The sequence below is a fragment of the Flavobacterium covae genome (assembly GCF_001534645.1).
Taxonomy (GTDB): Bacteria; Bacteroidota; Bacteroidia; order Flavobacteriales; family Flavobacteriaceae; genus Flavobacterium; species Flavobacterium covae.
The window spans coordinates 1,132,671-1,152,521 of sequence record NZ_CP013992.1 but is presented as its reverse complement, the minus strand read 5'-3'; the positions used below and the strand labels follow the sequence as shown (position 1 = coordinate 1,152,521).

19 protein-coding genes are annotated in these 19,851 nt (G+C 28.2%); 10 read left to right on the top strand and 9 right to left on the bottom strand.

Annotated elements, in window-relative coordinates:
* Positions 1–199: 199 nt before the first annotated feature.
* From AWN65_RS05020 to ric, 5 genes are all read right to left on the bottom strand, one after another.
* Positions 200–1,903 (bottom strand): OstA-like protein, encoded by a 1,704-nt coding sequence (locus tag AWN65_RS05020; RefSeq protein WP_060382165.1) that lies wholly within the window; start codon positions 1,901–1,903, stop codon positions 200–202.
* Positions 1,904–2,229: 326 nt separating this feature from the next.
* Positions 2,230–2,988 carry a hypothetical protein gene (locus tag AWN65_RS05015; protein ID WP_235588347.1) on the bottom strand — a complete coding sequence of 253 codons (759 nt, stop codon included), beginning with the start codon at positions 2,986–2,988 and terminating at the stop codon, positions 2,230–2,232.
* Between the two features lie 174 nt (positions 2,989–3,162).
* On the bottom strand, positions 3,163–3,339 hold the full coding sequence (locus AWN65_RS15170) for a hypothetical protein (protein WP_235588346.1): 177 nt from the start codon (positions 3,337–3,339) through the stop codon (positions 3,163–3,165).
* A gap of 3 nt (positions 3,340–3,342) precedes the next feature.
* Positions 3,343–4,434 (bottom strand): DNA adenine methylase, encoded by a 1,092-nt coding sequence (locus AWN65_RS05010; RefSeq protein ID WP_060382164.1) that lies wholly within the window; start codon positions 4,432–4,434, stop codon positions 3,343–3,345.
* A gap of 139 nt (positions 4,435–4,573) precedes the next feature.
* Complete coding sequence (gene ric, locus AWN65_RS05005) at positions 4,574–5,299, bottom strand: iron-sulfur cluster repair di-iron protein (protein WP_060382163.1); 726 nt, start codon at positions 5,297–5,299, stop codon at positions 4,574–4,576.
* A gap of 200 nt (positions 5,300–5,499) precedes the next feature.
* Between ric and AWN65_RS05000 the strand changes: the two genes are divergently transcribed.
* The 10 genes from AWN65_RS05000 (at position 5,500) to AWN65_RS15420 (ending at position 15,118) form a co-directional block, all read left to right on the top strand.
* Entirely contained in the window at positions 5,500–5,934 is a 435-nt protein-coding gene (locus AWN65_RS05000) for a c-type cytochrome (protein ID WP_060382162.1), read from the top strand.
* 15 nt (positions 5,935–5,949) lie between these two features.
* Complete coding sequence (locus AWN65_RS04995; protein ID WP_060382161.1) at positions 5,950–7,281, top strand: cbb3-type cytochrome c oxidase subunit I; 1,332 nt, start codon at positions 5,950–5,952, stop codon at positions 7,279–7,281.
* A 62-nt stretch (positions 7,282–7,343) separates the two neighbouring features.
* Positions 7,344–8,600: an alginate export family protein gene (locus AWN65_RS04990; protein ID WP_060382160.1), complete on the top strand. Its 1,257-nt coding sequence runs from the start codon at positions 7,344–7,346 to the stop codon at positions 8,598–8,600.
* A 37-nt stretch (positions 8,601–8,637) separates the two neighbouring features.
* Positions 8,638–10,077 (top strand): copper-containing nitrite reductase, encoded by a 1,440-nt coding sequence (gene nirK / locus AWN65_RS04985; protein WP_060382159.1) that lies wholly within the window; start codon positions 8,638–8,640, stop codon positions 10,075–10,077.
* A 27-nt stretch (positions 10,078–10,104) separates the two neighbouring features.
* On the top strand, positions 10,105–10,944 hold the full coding sequence (locus AWN65_RS04980) for a formylglycine-generating enzyme family protein (protein ID WP_060382158.1): 840 nt from the start codon (positions 10,105–10,107) through the stop codon (positions 10,942–10,944).
* An 11-nt stretch (positions 10,945–10,955) separates the two neighbouring features.
* Complete coding sequence (locus AWN65_RS04975; protein WP_060382157.1) at positions 10,956–11,534, top strand: SCO family protein; 579 nt, start codon at positions 10,956–10,958, stop codon at positions 11,532–11,534.
* A 96-nt stretch (positions 11,535–11,630) separates the two neighbouring features.
* Complete coding sequence (locus AWN65_RS04970) at positions 11,631–12,410, top strand: CbbQ/NirQ/NorQ/GpvN family protein (protein ID WP_060382156.1); 780 nt, start codon at positions 11,631–11,633, stop codon at positions 12,408–12,410.
* A 96-nt stretch (positions 12,411–12,506) separates the two neighbouring features.
* Positions 12,507–14,264 carry a nitric oxide reductase activation protein NorD gene (locus tag AWN65_RS04965; protein WP_060382155.1) on the top strand — a complete coding sequence of 586 codons (1,758 nt, stop codon included), beginning with the start codon at positions 12,507–12,509 and terminating at the stop codon, positions 14,262–14,264.
* 23 nt (positions 14,265–14,287) lie between these two features.
* Complete coding sequence (locus AWN65_RS04960; RefSeq protein WP_060382154.1) at positions 14,288–14,869, top strand: cytochrome c oxidase subunit 3; 582 nt, start codon at positions 14,288–14,290, stop codon at positions 14,867–14,869.
* Between the two features lie 3 nt (positions 14,870–14,872).
* Positions 14,873–15,118 (top strand): cytochrome C oxidase subunit IV family protein, encoded by a 246-nt coding sequence (locus AWN65_RS15420; protein WP_060382153.1) that lies wholly within the window; start codon positions 14,873–14,875, stop codon positions 15,116–15,118.
* A gap of 80 nt (positions 15,119–15,198) precedes the next feature.
* Here AWN65_RS15420 and AWN65_RS04950 read toward each other — a convergent pair whose 3' ends face one another.
* The 4 genes from AWN65_RS04950 to AWN65_RS04935 form a co-directional block, all read right to left on the bottom strand.
* Positions 15,199–16,395, bottom strand: coding sequence for a hypothetical protein (locus tag AWN65_RS04950; protein WP_060382152.1), 1,197 nt, complete (start codon positions 16,393–16,395; stop codon positions 15,199–15,201).
* Positions 16,395–16,982, bottom strand: coding sequence for a Crp/Fnr family transcriptional regulator (locus tag AWN65_RS04945; RefSeq protein WP_060382151.1), 588 nt, complete (start codon positions 16,980–16,982; stop codon positions 16,395–16,397). The genes AWN65_RS04950 and AWN65_RS04945 overlap by 1 nt, the downstream gene beginning before the upstream one ends.
* 208 nt (positions 16,983–17,190) lie before the next feature.
* Entirely contained in the window at positions 17,191–17,625 is a 435-nt protein-coding gene (locus tag AWN65_RS04940; RefSeq protein ID WP_060382150.1) for an RrF2 family transcriptional regulator, read from the bottom strand.
* A 143-nt stretch (positions 17,626–17,768) separates the two neighbouring features.
* Positions 17,769–19,832, bottom strand: coding sequence for an OmpA family protein (locus AWN65_RS04935; protein ID WP_060382149.1), 2,064 nt, complete (start codon positions 19,830–19,832; stop codon positions 17,769–17,771).
* Positions 19,833–19,851 lie beyond the last annotated feature (19 nt).

The following is a 19,851-nucleotide window of genomic DNA, read 5'->3' as shown; positions in this document are numbered from 1 at the left end:
ATTCTAAAATAAAAAAGGATAATTTATTTTTTAACTCAGATTATGTATTAAAAATTTATTACTGATAAAAATAATTTTGAATCTAAAAAAGTATTGTTTTTTGTCGTTAATATAGAAAAACTATATCTCTGATTTTTTTTGTATCTTTTACCTTCATCAAAAAATTTAACACATCATCTTGGGTTAAGATAATTTTGAATTATTTTTTATAATTTGATTTATTTTTTTCTTTGTTTGTTTTAATCTTATTGGTTTTATCAAATTCCAATGTTTCTTTAGTAGGACTTAGTGGTACATTGGGCTCTTGTTCTTTTTTCTTAACTTCTGCTTTGGCTTTAGTATCTAGTTCTATTTCTTCTTTTGGAAAAATATCTTCTAGTTTTAAAATTTGTTCGTTTTCTCGCCAAAGAAAACCTTTTAGTTTTCTATCATTTTCGGGAAGTTCGTCTTCTGGATAAATTTGACCATCTGGTTTGGTAAAAAACGTAACGCTATCTATTGCATTTCCCTCTCCCATTAACATATTTATTTTACTACTTACATTTTTATTTATACCGATTAAGTCTTGCTTATCATTACGCATGTAGTAAATAACTTCTGTGTTTTTAATCAGATTTACTTCTTTTAATTTATTGTTTATAAATTTACCGTATAAATTAACTCCTTTTACTTGATTAAATCCATCTCCAATAGTATCTTTTGAAATGATAAAAGCATTATTAAACACTTTTAAGGAATCTACTTTTTTAGCAATTGTATCTGAAATAATATGTATTAAATCGCCTGTAAGCTGTCTTTTTTCATTCCAAAACACTGGTTTTCCAATCATTTGAGTAATCCCTTTTTTTTCATTAAAATGAATAGAATCACATTTACCACTCATATCTTTTTTAAAGAAACGAGCATTATTATATCCTCTTATGATTCGATTTTTTGTTTTTCCTGTAATTACAATACGTTTTGCATGAAACCAGACTGAATCTTTCTCAAAAAGACCTGATACTAATGCTTTTTTAGTGATGTACATAGAATCTTTTTTCTTATATACTTCTGCATAATGTCCTTTTATTATTGTTTTATTAATTGTATCTGTTACCTTAACATTATTACGAGCGCGTGCAAAATCATTTTTTCGATCATAATACAAATCTTCTCCTTCTATTATCCGATCTCTATATTTGATTTTAGAACCTCTTTGTAGTTTTCCTTCATCCTTTTTTGTATCATAAAAACCTTTAGTTGTATAAATTGTATTATTGGCGGACGCTATGGTTGAGGGACCAAAAACATACGCATGTCCTGAATTAGTGTAATAATCAAGATGATTTGTGCGAATTGTATGAGTAGGATTATTTACTGTAACAGCCGTTTTAAACTCAAATTTCTTTTGATTTAAATGATAACGTCCTGATTTACTAGTAAGCGTATTTTCAGCATCTCGAATGGTTCCATAGGTATTATAGTAAGCTTGTTGGCTTTTACGATCAAAGTTAATAGTATCGGTAGTTACAGTCATTTTAGGATCCGTCATTACCACATTTCCTGTTGCAAAAGCAAATTTGGTATTTCCATTATATTCGGCGTAACGACTAGACATAGTAAGCGTATCACCTTGAACTAAGTTTACATTTCCAAATGCTTTTACATAATTTTGTTTAGTAAAATGATATGCTTTATTACAAGACATACGTATGCCTTGGTGTAAAATACGAACATTCCCTGTAAAAACAATCGCTCCAGGTACTTCTGTTTCTGATTTGTCCAAAAAATCGGCACCTTCAATTATAATTTGTTTACCTGTTTCTACAGGTAAAGCTTCTATTGGACTAGTAATTTGAGCAGTTGTAATTTGAATACTTAAGAAAGTAACTACAATAAGTATTTTGTATAATATAGAGTTCAAAGTGTTTTTTCTGCCAAAATTAATTAATTATGACCATTTGAGTAATAATATAATCATAAAATTTTAAGATGAAAAGTGATTCTTATTTAATTTTGGTCTCTTTGGTTAAATTTATAAAACGACTAAAGAAGAAAAAAGAATTTTATTTTTTTTCTTCTCTAAAATCTAACATACACTCTCTCTTATTAATATTTTTAATAGGATATAACGATTTGAAGCTTAGCGAAGTGATGAATTTAAAAGCACTTACTTTCATTTTAGCAATAAATGCGCCATTTTACCAAACTGCTGTTATACCTTCGTTGTTTTTTCAGCCGTTGAGTATCCTATTTCACTACAAATATTATGTCTGTCAATGCTGTAAATGTTTTTGATTTTCCTTTGAATTCGAATTCAATTTTCAGATCTTCTATCTTTTTGGTTTTGAAGTTGTCCAAATAGGTTAGGATTGTTGGCTTTAAAAGGTCAATATTTCTTTTCAATTTCCACGAATTTGTAAAGTCATCTGTGTCAACCAACACAAGGAATAAACGATTTTCAGAGCCAAAACGCATTTCTCCTTGATTTTCATAAAGCCAAGTAGCTAATACTTTTGGGTTGTTTTGTACTTCTTTTAAAATTTCTAATTTTTCGTCTTTTAAGGTCTTTAAAGCGTTCAAACAGAAAGTATCATTCCTATCTTTCATTTTTTCAACTATTTCGTAGAAAATGTCTGCTGATTTTGCTGTTTTGTCAAAAATAATTTTTGCTTCTGTTGCTTTCTTTTTTAGAAAAGTTAGTTCAACTGGCAATCCTTTTTCTTTGCGTTTAGTTTTTATATACTCTGCTGGTAAGTAGGTTACTTTCAAATCAAATGGTATATGATTAATAAAAAAGTCAACGCTTTTGATTTGTCCAACCGTTGGCAAAACTTCCGTATGAGATTTGAAAATATGTTCGATTAAAATACTGCTCCAATGGTTATACCAACTATTTAAAACATATCCTTGAACTGCTGCGTTGATTTCAGTTTCAAATTTAGAAAGTAAGTTTTCATAAGAAGGATTTTGGATTTTTACGTAACGTTTAATTAAATATTTGTCCAAAGAATTTTGATAATCTCCACCCCAATCAAAATTCTTTAATTTGTATAATTCAGATACGAGTTCATCTGTATTTAACGCTCCTACTTGTTTAGCATTTTCTGATTTAATGAAGTCGTGAAGGAGATTGTTTGAGTTTAATACATCAGAATTTAAAATGCCAAATAATTCGCTGAATTATTTGGCAAGAGCAGTTTCTTGTAAAGTAATGTTATTGATTTTTAAAAATTCAGCAATAAGTTTTTTTCTTATAATTGATTTTGTTTTGAGCCATAAAAGCCCAACATTATTATTACTAAATTCTTCTAGTTCTTCGTTTTTGTGTAATTTATCCCAGTAATTAAAGTCCTTCATTAACTAATTGTTTTTTTGAATACTTGAAACGAAATGCTTTTTTTTGGGACTGCAGACAAATAGTATTTCTTGACTACCTGCAACACTTCCTTTTCCACCTCTTCCGTTTTGATATGTTTTAGCTTCTACTGTTACGTTTCGGTATTTTGAAATTAATTTCTCAAATTTTTCAATTCCAGGATAACTCCTATTGTTATAGCTAATTAACCAATTAGGAATTCCTTCTGATAATTCAAATAGTTTTTCAAAAGAAGATATAACATCTCTTTTCTTTTCAAAACCACTAAATCTTTGCGGTTCATAACGTTTAATACTATTTATAAAATCTTTGTCTTTCCAATACTCCGTATAAGTTTCTAATAAATGGTAAAATCCTTGATAATCTGCGTGACTGTCACAATATGGTGGATCGAAATAAGCCAAATCAATATTTTCGATTTTGGGTAGTAAGTCTAAAATATTCTGGTTGAAACTTTGGTTGTCTTTCTTATTATCAAAAATGGCATCATTGTATTTTGGAAGTAATTCTTCAAAAATTTCTTTGACTGGTCTGATTAGACTCCTGTTACGTTTTATTCTTTCTGGGTCGTTTGCATAGACTAAAGCCTGTGTATGACCAAAATGCCCCATTGTTATTTTTCGGGTCATACTTCTATTCATAACCGTGAAAGCAAGAGCTTGCTTAAACTCATTTTCTAATAATGGGATATTTGCTCTAAAATTATCTAAAAACTGTGCCTCTTCTTTCTCAAAAAACACATTGGTAAATGTACTTTCAAATAAGTCAAACTCACTTTTGTTTTTTGCAGGTTGAAATAGAATATCTAAATCTTTTTTTTCTAATTTGGTCGATTTATTTTCAATTAATGCTTTACCAATTTGGTTATTAAAATTTAGAAAATCGTTTGTAATTACTTTGTATCCTTGTTGTTTCAATAAATAACCAACAGATTGCGAGCCAGAAAAGGCATCAATCGCAGAGTTTATATTTTTAGGAATGAATTGATTAAGCCAAGGCAATAAAGTATACTTTGCACCTAAATATTGAGGTTCAGGAAATTGGTAATTAAAGTATTTATATTCTTCAAAAAGCATTATTATCTGTCTTAATTTTAAGTTCTCAAGTTACTAAATTTAACTCTCTTAATTTTACGAAGCTTTGAAAAATTTGTCCAATGTCAGCTCGAATATTTATTTTTTCGCGGTCGTCCTACAATGAGACATAACAATTTTTTTAATAAACTAATTTTGTTTCTAATTGTATAGCAGAAGGAAAAAGAATATTGTTTTCAAGATGAATGTGTTTGTGCAAATCTTCTTCAAATTCCTTCAGCATTGCATAGGTAACGTTGTAAGTGTTACAAACTCCTTTAGGGGGTGTATATTGGTTAGTGAGCTTACTAATTTTACTAAATCTATCTCCTTCATTCTCATGTTCATGCTTCATCATTTGAATAGGATTGTTAACGGTTATAAAACTAGGTAGAGGAATTTCCGTATTATCATTGGCTAGTTCTACCATTTTTTTTATAAAAGGAAAAAGAATTAATTCCTCTTTTTTCATGTGCTGGGTTAAATCATTTGAACTGGCTACAAAAAGTGTTCTTATTTCAAAAAGTTCTGGGTGCTTCGTCCCGTGAACATCACAAATTTTATTTAGAAATTGTATTATGATAGGTAGTTTTTCTTCGACATAGGTATGATGTCTTGATTCTATATGTTCAATAAGTCTATCTAATGGCATCGTTTTAAAATTATTTAAATCATCATTTACATTTTTATCAAAGGAATTTAGTTCATCTAATAAAATCTCTTCTTTAATTCCTATTATCTCACATACTTCATTGATGGTTCTATTTCCTTTACAACAAAAATCTATTCCATATTTTGAAAAAATTTGAGCCGTTCTATAGTCTTCTGCAACATATTCGCCTATTAATTTATTTTTTACTATATCCATTTTTGTCTGTTTTATAATTAATTTCTCGAAATTACTTCTTAATTCTTTTTCTTTTTATGACTCAGATCATATAGCAAAAAACCTTTATTAAAAAACCTTTGTATGACAAATATCATATATAGTTAAGCTAATGTTAATGAAATTTGTTATTCAAATAAGACAAAAACATCTCATTAATAATAATTAAAAAAAGAATAATTATGCTATCAAAATCGCAGGCAAGAATGTTTTTTTTGGGAGGTACATTAGTAACGTTTCTAATTTTTATTGGATTAACAATCTATTCATTTTCCTCAAACAACGATCAAACAAACTACACTAAGATTAACACACAGGTAATCCGTGGCAAAGAAATTTGGGAATCTAATAATTGCATGGGGTGTCATACGATTTTGGGAGAGGGTGCTTATTATGCTCCTGAGTTAACCAAAGTTATTGATAGACGAGGTGAAAATTATATTAAAGCTGTTTTAATGTCACCTATACCTTGGGCTCCTAACGGAAGAAAAATGGTAGCCTATAAAATGAGTTCTGAAGATGCTGATGCTGTGGTAGCTTACTTAAAATGGATTGGTGGTATTGATTTAAATGGATTTGACAGAATCGTTTCTCCATTATCAAAAGTAAATAATTAATAAAAAGTAATTAAAATGAAATATAAATCACAAAAAGTAGCCTATTGGTTTTTTGCCTTATGTATGCTGTTATTAGCACTTCAAATAATCTATGGTTTTATTATGGGCTTTGCCCGAATTGGATTGGATGGATTACACAACATCATTCCTTTTAATACCGCTAGAGCTGTACACACTAATTTACTCGTAGTTTGGCTATTAACAGGTTTTATGGGAGCTGCTTATTACATTATTCCCGAAGAAGCACAACGAGAATTAGTAAATGTAAAATTAGCTTATGTTCAATTAATATCACTTGGTATTGTAGGTGTAGTAGCTGTAATAGGCTATCACTTTAATCATTGGGAAGGTAGGAAATTTTTAGAAATACCAAGAGAATTAGATTATTTAGTAGTGATAAATGTGCTTTTATTCCTAGGATTAATAATAACAACCCTATTTAAAGCAGAAAGAAAAACAACAACTGCATTGGTTCTATCAATGGGCTTAGTATTTGCGGCTTTGTTATACTTACCTGGTATGATTTGGTTTGATAGTCAAGTAATGGATTCTTTTTTCCGTTGGTGGGTAGTTCATTTATGGGTAGAAGGCGTTTGGGAATTAATCATGGGAGGTATTTTATCATTCTTATTAATCAAATTAACAGGTGTTGACCGTGAAGTTATTGAAAAATGGTTATATGTAATTGTGGGATTAACATTCTTATCAGGTATTCTTGGAACAGGTCATCATTATTACTACATAGGCGTAAATAAAATTTGGTTAATCATAGGAGGCATTTTCTCGGCTCTAGAACCTTTAGCTTTTTTAGGTATGGCTTTATTTGCAGTAAATATGTATAGAAAAGGAGAAAAAAAACATTCTAATAAATTAGCTCTATACTGGACATTAGGATCCGCAATTGTATCTTTTATAGGTGCTGGTCTACTGGGTTTTGCTCATACCCTTCCTCAAACCAATGTATATACACACGGAACTCTAGTTACCGCAATGCACGGACATCTAGCATTTTGGGGAGCATACGCCATGATTGTATTAGCAATTATTAGTTATGCTATACCTAATCTTACAGGAAGAAAAAGATATGATTCAGTTACAGGACGTATGGCATTTTGGTTATCAAATATTGGTATGTTAGGTATGACCACCGCTTTTGGGGTAGCTGGAGTAGCTCAAGTATATCTTGAAAGAAAGTTTAAAATGGAGTTCATGACCGTTCAGAATGAAATAGCTATTCACTTTGTAGTATTACTACTGTGTGCCACATTATTTACTCTAGGAATTTCTTTATACATATACGATTTTATTAAACATGGTAAAACGAACGATGAGGCCATAATTGGCTAAAAAATATAACAGCTAAAAAACAAACCATAACAACCGTTACTAACAAATAAATTTTAATAGTTATGAAACCTGTATATTTTACAATTGCGGGATTATTCTCTTCTGTAATTTTTTCTCAACAATTTAATATAAATGCTGATTTAAGAGTACGACTAGAAAATAGAAATGGTTATAGCACATTAAAACCTGTTAATGAAAAAGCAGCCACTTTTACTACTCAAAGAACTCGTATTTCTTTTGATTATAGTTATAATAATATAAAATTAGTCGCTTCGCCTCAAAACGTGAGAACTTGGGGGGATGTATTAACTAATTCAAAAAATGATACAGGTATAAATTTCCATGAAGCTTATGGAGAAGTAAAATTAAATGACAAATTATCTTTTAAAATAGGACGACAAGAAATAGCGTATGACGATCATAGAATTTTAGGAAGTATAGACTGGACAATGCAGGCTAAAAGTCATGATGCTTTTCTATTTAAGATTACTCCTTCTAGTAAACAAATCATACATCTAGGTCTTGCATACAATGCAAATAAAGAAACTAATTTTAAAGAAATTTATCTTCCTTCTCAATATAAATCGCTCCAATATGCTTGGTATAATGGAACTTTTAAGAATTTAAATTTAAGCTTATTGATCTTAAACAATGGTATGCCTTATTTGATAAATGGAGAAGAAAAAATAGATTATAGTCAAACATTCGGACCTAGATTCGTATTCAAGAAAGGAAATTGGAATATTGATGGAGCTACTTATCTTCAAACAGGAAAAATAAATACAAATCGTGTAATGGCTAATTACTTTACTACAAACATAAATTACAAATTTGTTCCGTCATTCCTAGCAGGTCTTGGTTTTGAATATATATCAGGAAAAGATCAAGATGATACTAGTAGCGACATTAAATCATTTAATCCGTTGTATGGAACAAATCATAAGTTCAATGGATATATGGATTATTTTTATGTAGGAAATCACATTAATACTGTAGGTTTAACTGATTTTTATCTGAATTTACAATACGAAAAAGATAAATTTTCTGCACGTCTTTCACCTCATTACTTTTTATCAAGTGCAAATATTTATCAATTAGGAGAAAAAAAAGATAATTATTTAGGTACTGAAATTGATTTTACAGCTTCTTATAAACTATTTGAAAATATAACCCTAGACGGTGGATTCTCTCAAATGTTTGCCACAACCTCTATGGAAATTATAAAAGGTGGTAATAAAAACAATGGTAATAATTGGGGGTTTTTATCCATAAAAATTAACCCCAACCTATTCTATTCAAACTTTAAGATTCAAAATTAACCCTAATACAAATACAATAATATTTAAAATTTACATTATGATTAAGCATTTAATATTCTCGGCCTCTTTAGCCAGCTTATTGCTTATTGGCTGTAAGAAAGCATCTAATTCCTCATCTATTGATCCCGCTTCAATCGAAGTAGAAGGCGATCCAATTCAGGCAGAATTAACAGCTCCTCCTTTTGTTCCCAAACCTGTAGGCGATCGATCTGCCAAAAAACTTATTGTCAATATGGAAATTATTGAAAAAGAAGGTGAAATGGCGGATGGTGTAAAATATGTATATTGGACCTATGGTGGTTCTGTACCAGGAAGCTTTATTAGAACAAGAATTGGCGATGAAGTTGAATTTCATTTAAAAAATCACCCTAACAATAAACTTCCTCATAATATAGATTTACACGCTGTTACAGGTCCTGGTGGTGGCGCAAAGTCTTCGTTTGTAGCTCCTGGTCATGAAGTTACCTTTTCGTTTAAAGTACTCAATCAAGGTCTTTATGTATACCATTGCGCTACTGCTCCAGTAGGTATGCACATTGCAAATGGTATGTACGGTTTAATACTTGTTGAACCAGAAGGAGGGTTACCCCCAGTTGATAAAGAATACTACGTAATGCAAGGTGATTTCTATACAAAAGGAGCCAACGGTGAAAAAGGGTTACAACCTTTTGATATGGCAAAAGCCATTAAAGAAGAACCTGATTATGTTGTTTTTAATGGTAAAACAGGTTCGTTAGTAGGTGATAATGCCTTAACCGCAAAAGTCGGAGAAAGAATTCGTTTGTTTGTAGGCAATGGTGGTCCTAACTTAGTTTCTTCTTTCCATGTTATAGGCGAAATATTTGATAATGTTCACATAGAAGGAGGAAAAACAATTAATCATGATGTACAAACCACTCTAGTACCTGCTGGTGGCGCTGCTATTGTAGATTTTAAAGTAGAAGTTCCTGGTACCTTAATATTAGTAGATCACTCAATCTTTAGAACTTTTAATAAAGGTAGTTTAGGAATGATTAACGTTACTGGAGAGGATAATAAAAAAGTATATTCTGGAACTCAATCAGATCAAGTATATCTTCCTGAAGGAGGAACAATTCAGTCTATGCCTAACGAAAAAGTCATTAAACCTGCTAAAGCAGTTACACTTACAGAACGTATTGCTGACGGTAAATCAGTTTATGGAAAAACCTGTTTTGCATGCCATCAAGCTAATGGAGAAGGATTACCTAATGCCTTCCCTCCTCTTGCCAAATCTGATTTCTTAAATGCTGATATTAATAGAGCTATTGAAATTATATTAAAAGGTAAAACAGGTGAAATAACTGTAAATGGTAAAAAATTTAATAGTGTTATGACCGCTCAAACACTTACAGATGAAGAAGTAGCAAATGTTCTTACTTACGTATATAGCCAATGGGGTAATAGTAAAAAAGAAGTTACATCTGCCATGGTTGCAGCTGTTAGAGCTAAAAAATAATATCCAAATTTTTTAATTATTAATTCTATGAAACGTTTATATTTCCTTATAATAATACTTATTTTTATTTCTTGTCAAGAAAAAACAAATTTAGAAACGAATCGAAATATAAACAAACCATCTATTTCTACTCTTAAAGACAAGTCTTTCGGAGTAGAAACTCAGATGGTATACATAAAAGGAGGGGCTTATATCCCTCTTTATGGAAAAAATAATAAAAAAGTTAATATTTCTAGTTTTTATATGGATGTATATCCTGTAACCCATCAAAACTTTTTAGCTTTTGTAAAAACCAATAGTAAATGGCAAAAATCAAAAATTAAAAAAATTTTTGCTGATGAAAACTATCTTAAAAATTGGAAATCTAATACTGAAATTGAGAATAAAGATAAATTAAATTACCCTGTTACAAATGTTTCTTGGTATGCGGCAAATGCCTATTGCGAATGTCAAGGCAAACGTCTAGCCACAGTAGACGAATGGGAATATGTGGCTATGGCAAATGATAAACTCCCCGATGCACGAAAACAAAAATCATATAATCAATTCATTTTAGATTGGTACGAAAAACCACAAGCATTTGATCATGAAGTAGGAAAAACATTCAAAAATTACTATGGTGTATACGATTTACACGGATTAGTATGGGAATGGACTTCTGACTTTAGCTCCATCCTTTTAACAGGAGAATCTAGAAATGATGTTACTACTGACAAAAACCTATTTTGTGGCAGCGGCTCATTAAACGCTTCGGATCTAATGAATTATGCAGCCTTTATGCGATACGCTTTTAGAGGTAGTATAAAAGCTAATTATGCCATACAAAACCTTGGATTTAGATGCGTAAAAGATTCCATAAAAAGATAAATTTTATATACATGAAAAAATTAGTATTTATACTTAGTTTTCTTTCATTATTGGGATGTAAAAAAATAGACTCAAAAACAGAAAATAACACTATATCAGAAGAATCTATTTTTAACCTAACCAGCCAATGGAAAACCCAAGATAACAAAACCATTTACCTTGAAAACTTAAAGGGAAAGGTAACTGTAATGGTTATGATTTATACAAGCTGCAAGGCGGCTTGTCCTAGATTAGTAGCGGATATGCGCGATATAGAATCAAAAATACCTAAAAACAAATTAACACAATTAAATTTTGTTTTAGTCAGTATAGATCCTGAAAACGATACCCCTGAAAGATTAAAAAAATTTGCCAAAGATAACCTAATGAATGCACCACATTGGACTTTTTTGCAAGGTAATCCAAATACCGTTCAAGAATTTGCTAACGTACTTGCTGTTAAATATAAAAAAATTTCTCCTATGGATTTTTCACACTCAAATATTATAAGTGTATTTAATAAAAACGGAGAACTTATTTATCAACAAGAAGGATTAGGAGTAAACAATGAAAATACAATCCATAAAATTACTGAAACTCTAAAAAATTAATTTATACAAACAATCAAACGGAATCTTTATCCCCTTCTACACACGTTCATACCTTATTTACAAAATCGGATAAGATTCCGTTTATCTTATTTAATCATGAAAGATATAAAACCCTATTATTTTGCTTTAGGTAAAGAAGAAGATGTCTTTACTCATGCTTATCAAAATAAACTTCCTCTTTTACTCAAAGGTCCTACTGGAACAGGTAAATCTAGATTTGTTGAGTATATGGCATATAAACTCAATAAAAAACTCTTAACCGTAAGTTGTCATGAAGAAACTTCATCTACTGACTTAATAGGCCGATTTATCATAAAAGGAGCCGAAACAATCTGGATTGATGGTCCTTTAACAACTGCTTTAAAAGAAGGCTCTATTTTATATTTAGATGAAATAGCCGAAGCTCGTCCTGATGTAATTGTGGCCATCCATTCATTAACAGATCATAGAAGAGAACTATTCATAGACAAACTTGGAAAAACCTATAAAGCACATGAAAACTTTATGATCGTTGCTTCCTTTAACCCTGGTTATCAAAGAGGATTCAAAGAGCTAAAACCTTCTACAAGACAGCGTTTTGTGGCCTTGTCTTTTGAATATCCAAAAAGTAAAATTGAAACTGAAATTATTGCTAGCGAAACGGGTATTGATCCTAACATTGCTAATAAAATTGTAACCATTGCTAATAAAATTAGAAATCTAATAGAACTTGGTTTAACCGAAACCGTTTCAACAAGATTACTCGTAGATGCCGCTAAACTTATTCATTCAGGATTGCCCAAAAGATTGTCTATACACACCGCTGTTGTAGAACCTTTAACGGACGATTTACAAACTGTTCAATCCTTAAAAGATTTGTGTGATTTAATGATATAATATCTTTTCAATATTAAAATTGACTGAACTCTTTATCTATGAATCATATAGTACAAATTAACAACCCTAAATTACAAATTAAAAAAGGAATCAATTATGAGTATAGATTTAGACGAAATAATATTTAGTTTTGTAGCAAAATATCTACGAAAATCACAAAAAAAAGCTTTAGAATCCAATAAAAATACCGTTTTTTTAAAAGACATTACACCACGATTAACACTTATAGCTAATGCCGTTAGTGGAAAATCTATTACTATTTATCCCGCTGAAAAAGAAGGCGGTTACAAAAACAACAACTTCTTTTTGCCTGAATATTTTAACCAATTTGAATCCTATGAAAAAAATATTGCTTTTTATTTCTTTAGAATTCTATACCTCTCAACACAGCAATCCCTTGAATTAAATTGGAATGAGCCAGAAAATGACGTAGAAAAATCACAAAATGAAGCAAAAATAGCTTCCGTTCAAATACTTCCTATCCTTTTTGAAAATTTCCCTAAAACTAAATATATATATGCTTTTTTATTAGATCATTTTCTTAGTAAAAAAGCAACGAATCCACATTTGTACTGGTTATATGGAAAATTTATGTTTGCAAAAAAAGAAGAAAATATAGAAGAAGAAAATACAAATCATACAAGTTTAAAGTCTACCAAGAATGATGAGGTAAAAACGACTTTAAAAACCGTAGGAGTTGAAGAAATAAAATCCCTTCAAATAGATAAAAAACAACAAGATGATGATGTACTTAATCATAGTTTTGAAAAAGTAGAAACTGTAGATGAATTTTATGGAAATTGGAAAAATTTTGATGGTGAAGACGAGTTAGAAGAACATAACGATGCTTTAGAAGAAATAAAAATGCGTTTTACTGTACGAGTAGATGACACAGCCCATTCTATTTATCAATCTGATTTTATTGAAAACCTAACCATAGCAGAATCAACCGAAAAAGATGCAAAAGGAACTTATATATACTACAATGAATGGGATTTTTCTGCACTAAAATACCGTACTAATTTTTGTAAAGTATATCCAAAACTTCAACTAAAAACAGATCCTAAGTTTTATTATGATACTATAAAAAACTATACTCCTGTTCTAAACAAATTAAGAAAATCATTAACTCATATAAATAATAAATTATTACAACAAAAAAAACAAACACAAGGCAACGAATTTGATATTGATGCTCTAACTGATTTATATGTAGATGTACATACCCAAAAAACACCTTCTGAAAATATTTATTTTTCAAATAGAAAAAAAGAGAAAGATCTTTCCATTTTATTATTACTGGATGTCAGCTTATCTAGTGATAGTTATGTAGATGGAAACAAAGTTTTAGATGTAGAAAAGGAAGTTTCTATCTTATTTGGTGAAATTTTACATGAATTTAATATTGACTTTTCAATAGACTGCTTTTCATCAAAAACAAGAAATCATATAAATTATATTACACTAAAAGACTTTACCGAAACTTGGGACATCGGTAAAAAAAGAATTGGTTATATAAAACCTGGAGGTTACACACGCATTGGAGGTGCTATTAGACACGCGGGAAATAGATTAAAAACACGTAAAACTAAAAACAAATGGATTATCTTAATTTCTGATGGAAAACCAAATGATTATGATAAATATGAAGGTAAATATGGCATAAATGATGTAAAACAAGCATTAAAAGAATTATATGTGAATCAAATAAATTCTTATGCCTTAACTATAGAAGCACAAGCTAAATATTATTTACCTCAAATGTTTGGTCAAAATCATTTTCAAATACTTAAAAACCCTATCGAACTAATAAATGCCCTAGTCTATTTGTTTGATAAAATTAAAAGACAATAATATATAACTCTAAAACATTGTAAATGAACAAAACGACAAAAAACTATAAAAACTTTTATTATCCTCCTGGAGGTATTTTAGTATGGATAATTATCTTTTTAGAAATTTTAACTTTCGGAATGGCAATTATAGCTATGAGCTATAATGCACAAGAAGAAATAAAAATATTTAACGAATCACGTTTAAAGTTAAATAATCTAATAGGAGTTATCAATACTTTTATATTACTTACAAGTGGTTTCTTTATGGCTGTTTCTGTTAATTATGCTAAAAAGAATAATCATAAAAAATTTAATCTATACCTAAAAATAACCATGCTACTAGGAGTGTTCTTCTTAGTCTTAAAAAGCTATGAGTATTTTGAAAAACTAAGTCATAATATATACTTAGAAACAAATACATTCTTTACTTATTATTGGTTACTAACAGGCTTTCACTATTTACATGTATTAATTGGTTTATTCATTCTCTTAGCTATTTATTTTAACAAAGACAAAAATAATTTAACCAAAAATCTCTTTGATATAGAAGCGTCTGCAGCTTTTTGGCACATGTGTGACCTAATCTGGTTAATCTTATTTCCTACTTTATATTTAATTTTTTAAACTATGGAAAAACATTTAATTAAAACGTATAGTCTTTTATTAATATTAACCTTATTAACATCTTTTTTACAAACAACTGATATACATCATATTATCAAGATTAGCCTTACAATGCTTCTTTTTTTAATAAAATTAGTAGTAGTAGCATTTGAATTTATGGAACTAAAAAAAGCAAATATCGCTTGGAAATTTATCCTAATAAGTTTTTTATTTCTAATTATAATAATTGTTCTTTTTATCAATATTTAAACAATAAACTATATAAGTAACGGATAAAATCCAAAATACCTGAATGATAAAATTTCTTGAATTAACAAAATTATATTGTATTAGTGCTCTTTATTTATTTGAGAAATCAATACTAATAACACTCCTACTAATATTAATAAAGAAATATAAATTAAAACTTCATTTGTGAAAGGCAAGTAAATATTAAAATAAGGGAAACCTCCTTGAGCAAATAAAAATACTTGATTTAAAACTACTCCTAAACTAAATATTTTTAAACCCAAAATAGTATTTTTTTTGAGATCTAATATTCTTTCTATAAACAAAATAACTAATAAAAACAATGTAACGATACATAAAAATACTAAATGTAAATAACCAATTATGATAGTTCTATTAGTACATACAAACTCTTTTAAATCATCTATAAGTAAACCTATTTGTAAAAGAAATTTTAAATTAGTTGCTATCAGAATTATCAATAAAATTCTTTTTACAATAGAAGGTAATATTCTATATTTTTCTTTAAATTTTATAGTAAAAACATATTGAATCTTTAACCAAAAATAAAAATTTAAAAAAGTAAAAATAGCAGTTAATACAAACAACCATTTGGGAATTTTAACCCAAAGTATAGACAATACATACGTTATTATACAAGAAATAAAAAATACATAAAAAGAATTTCTTAACTGTTTTGTTGTTTTTATGTCCAATGATAAATTTTTAATAAACAATCCAATAATACTAAAGAAAAACCAACCATTATATTGAAAATGTAAATAAAAATAAATAGAAGAATAATAAATTGTTTCATTTATATTTTTTGTAGCCAACATATAGGCTAAACAAAAAGTTCCTAAAGTAGAAAAAATATTAAAAAACAATCCTCCTTTAATCCATATATTTGAAATAGTATTTTCTTTATTATCCTTGTAAAAGTAATAAACAAAAAAATAAGTTATAATTATAGATAAAGTTGATAGTATTATGGATATTAAACCATAACCTTGCATTATAAATGAAAAAAGCATTCCATAAGAACAAATTAGATTTATCACAAGTAACATATTATACTTTTTAGAAACTAATTGATTTTGAAATGATCCTAATAAAATAAATAATGTTTGAGTAATCCAACCTGAAAAGGCAAAATGCGAATGTGAATGCAGAAGATTTTTTTGTTGAAAAAAAGGAAATTCAAAAGCTATTTTATAACGCATTATAGTTCCTAAAATTACAACAATAAACAAATTAAAAATAGAAATGAATAACCAATTCTTATTCGTAATTTTCATTAAAAATAGATTTTATGATTAATAATTTCAATAATGCCTGTTTTTTTTAATTTTGAACAAGCTCGAATAACAGTTTCTACTCTAAGCCCTGTAAAATTTGCAATTTCTTGACGAGTAAAAGGAATAAAAATCTTTTTTTTTATGTTTTCTGGTTTTTGAATCATTAAAAAAGAAATTATTTTTTGTTCTGTATTTTGATTAATTATATCCTTTGAAGACTTAGCTTTTCCTACAATTCTTTTAGATAAAATTTTAATGAATAATGTCTTCAATTCTGGTATGTCTTCAAGCATATTGAAAAATTTATTTTTAGAAAGTTTTAAAACCATACTATCTTTTATACAAGCTGCTGTAGTAGGATAACTTTCATCAATAAATAAAGGAGGTTCTCCAAAACTTTGTCCAGTCAAAAAATAACCTTGTACAAACTCCTTTCCTTCCTCGTTTCTGTTAAACATCCTAATACCACCGCTTATAATAAAATAAAAAAATAAAGCTGATTCACCTTCATTAAAAATTACTTCATTTTTTTTAAATATTTTTTCTACCCCCCCATACTTTATAAAATCGTCATAATACTTAATCATATTCTATTTATTAAACTAAATTTAATTCTACTTTATATTTACTTATCTCATATTTTTATTTCAAAAATAGGTTTCAACAGTTTGTAATTAGCATCTCTTAATAGAAAGTCTTACCTTGGTTAGTTTTCATCTATTTATATAATAAAAACCTTATAATAGGATAAAAATATCTTATTACAAGGTTTTATTTTATGACTTTTATCAGTATTTAATATTTTAAAAATGCGCTACCTTTCTTTATTCCTGATGCTAATTCTTCTAGGGTTGTATTTCTAAAAACATTCAATAAATTTGATTTTATTATTTTAAACTTATCGTGAAAGGGGCATGGATGTTCTTCAGAACAATCTCTTAACCCAAGTCCACAACCTTTAATAATAGAATCACAATCTAAAGCTTCAATAATTTCTAGCAGTGTTATTTTATTCAATCTATTTTTTTCAATATAAAACCCTCCTCCACTTCCTTTAGAAGATGAAACAATATTTTTATGAACTAACTTTTGTAAAATTTTAGCTGTAAAAGCCATTGGAGAATCTATTTGATTAGCTATTTCCTTCTGACTCATTTTTTTATTAATTACAGATTCAGATGCAATAAAAATAATTGCTCTAATCCCATATTTACAAGTTTTAGAAAACATACTTTTTTTATGTAAATTTATTCATAAAAAATAATTCAATAAAATATTTACTGTAATACTATTACTTTTTTTAGGCATAAATATCAAAAAAAGCCGTTTCTATAAAAATGAAACGGCTTTAGTATATTTAATATAAATATTTGCTACAAATCTTTAATAACAAATTCACTTCTACGATTTAACTCATGTTCTTCCTCTGTACAAGATTCTTCAGTACTACATTTTATAACAGGTTGACTTTCTCCATATCCTTTTGCAATAATTCTTTTAGATTCTATTCCTTTATCTATAAAATAATCTTTTGTAGAAGTTGCTCTATTTTCTGACAAAATTAAATTATATGTTTTTCCTCCTCTTATATCTGTATGTGAGCCAATTTCTACAATCATATCAGGATATTTTTTCATCAAATCAATTACTTTATCTAGTATTGGTTTAGAATCACGACGAATATACCACAAATCATAATCAAAATATATAGGATCTGTTTTTATAATTAGTTTATCTTTTTGAACAATAATATCTTTTTCTTTTGCTAAAATTTCTTTTCTTTTTTCTTTTTTCTTTTCTTCTTCTATAGCTTTTTCTTTTTCTTCTTCCTCTGCCTTTTTCTTTACTTGTTCTGCAATATCTTTTTCTTCTTGAATTTTGGCTAAAGATTTTAATTTCATAGAAGCATCATTTTCTTTATTTCGTTCTTTTTGAACTAATAATGAGTGTTTATCATCTATATACCCTTCTTTTGATGCTTTTATTGTATATTCTTTTTCACATTCGACTGTGAATCTAAATTTACCATTAAAATCAGTTGTAACAATTTCTATATCTTTTTTATTAATTAGATCATATAAAATAACTTTTACTTCTTTTAATGGTAAAGTTGTATCTAGATCCGTAATTATACCTGATATATATTGTTTACAATCTTCTAGAATAAGAGGTTTTATTTCAGATATAAAATAAAGATCATCTCCTCCTTTTCCTCCTTTTCTATTAGATGAAAAAAAACCTTCTTTAGTGTTTGAATCAATATTAAAAGCAAAATCATCTACTCCTGAATTGATTGGCAAACCTATATTTGTTGGCTTAGAAAAGTTTTCATTGGCAATATCTGAAACAAAAACATCCAGAGCTCCAAAACCTATATGTCCGTTAGAAGAGAAATATAACTTATTATCTTTTGAAACGAAAGGAAATTGTTCACGACGTGTGGTATTTATTAAATTGCCTAAATTTTTTGGTTTTCCAAACAAACCATCATTAATTTCAACACTATAAATATCGAAAGAACCTTTACTTCCAGGCATATCAGATGAAAAATAAAGCATTTTTTCATCAGGGCTTAATGCTGGATGAGCTGTAGAATAATTAGGATTATTAATGGGTAATGAAATTATATTATCCCATTTACCATTAATTAATTGAGCTCTATAAATATGTAATACTGAAATCTTATCATCATTTTTAGCCCTTCTACCATTTTTTTTTGTGTAATTTCTAGTAAAATACATTGTTTTTCCATCTGCTGTAAAAACAGGAGTTGCTTCGTGCATTGAAGATTTTAACTCGTTTGCAAAATAGTTTACTACTGAATCTTTTATATAAATGTTTTTTAATGGAACTGAAACTAAATTTAAATAAGATTCATTATTCCATTTATATATTTTATCTAAAAAATTTGGTTCTTTTTTAGTAGCTGCATAAACTAATTTATCATTATAAATAACAGCTCCAAACTCAGATTTATTAGTATTTATTTCTAGATTTTTAATTTTAAAACGTTCACCAATAGCTGTTACATTTTCCAATATTTTAAGATCTTTTTCTAATAGTATCAATTCAGAAGATTTTCCTTTTTTAGAATAGTAATCAATTAAAACTTGATTTGCTTCTGCATAATTTGCGGTAGCTTTTAATGATTCTGAAAAACGAAAATAGTATTCTTCAGATAAATCTTTTCCATAATTTTTAATCAAAAAACGATAATATCGCTGTGCACTTTTCAAATCATTTGTAAAATAATATGAATCCCCAAGATTTTGAATGATCTCTTGTGAACGATTTTCAACTACTAGCTTTTCATACAATGGTATCGCTTCACTGTAATAGGTTCTATTAAAATATTTTCTTGCTCGTTCTAAATTATTTTCTTGAGTAAATCCCAATAATGAAAATAAAAGAATTGATATATATAATAATCTTTTCATCTTTTTAAAATTTATTTTT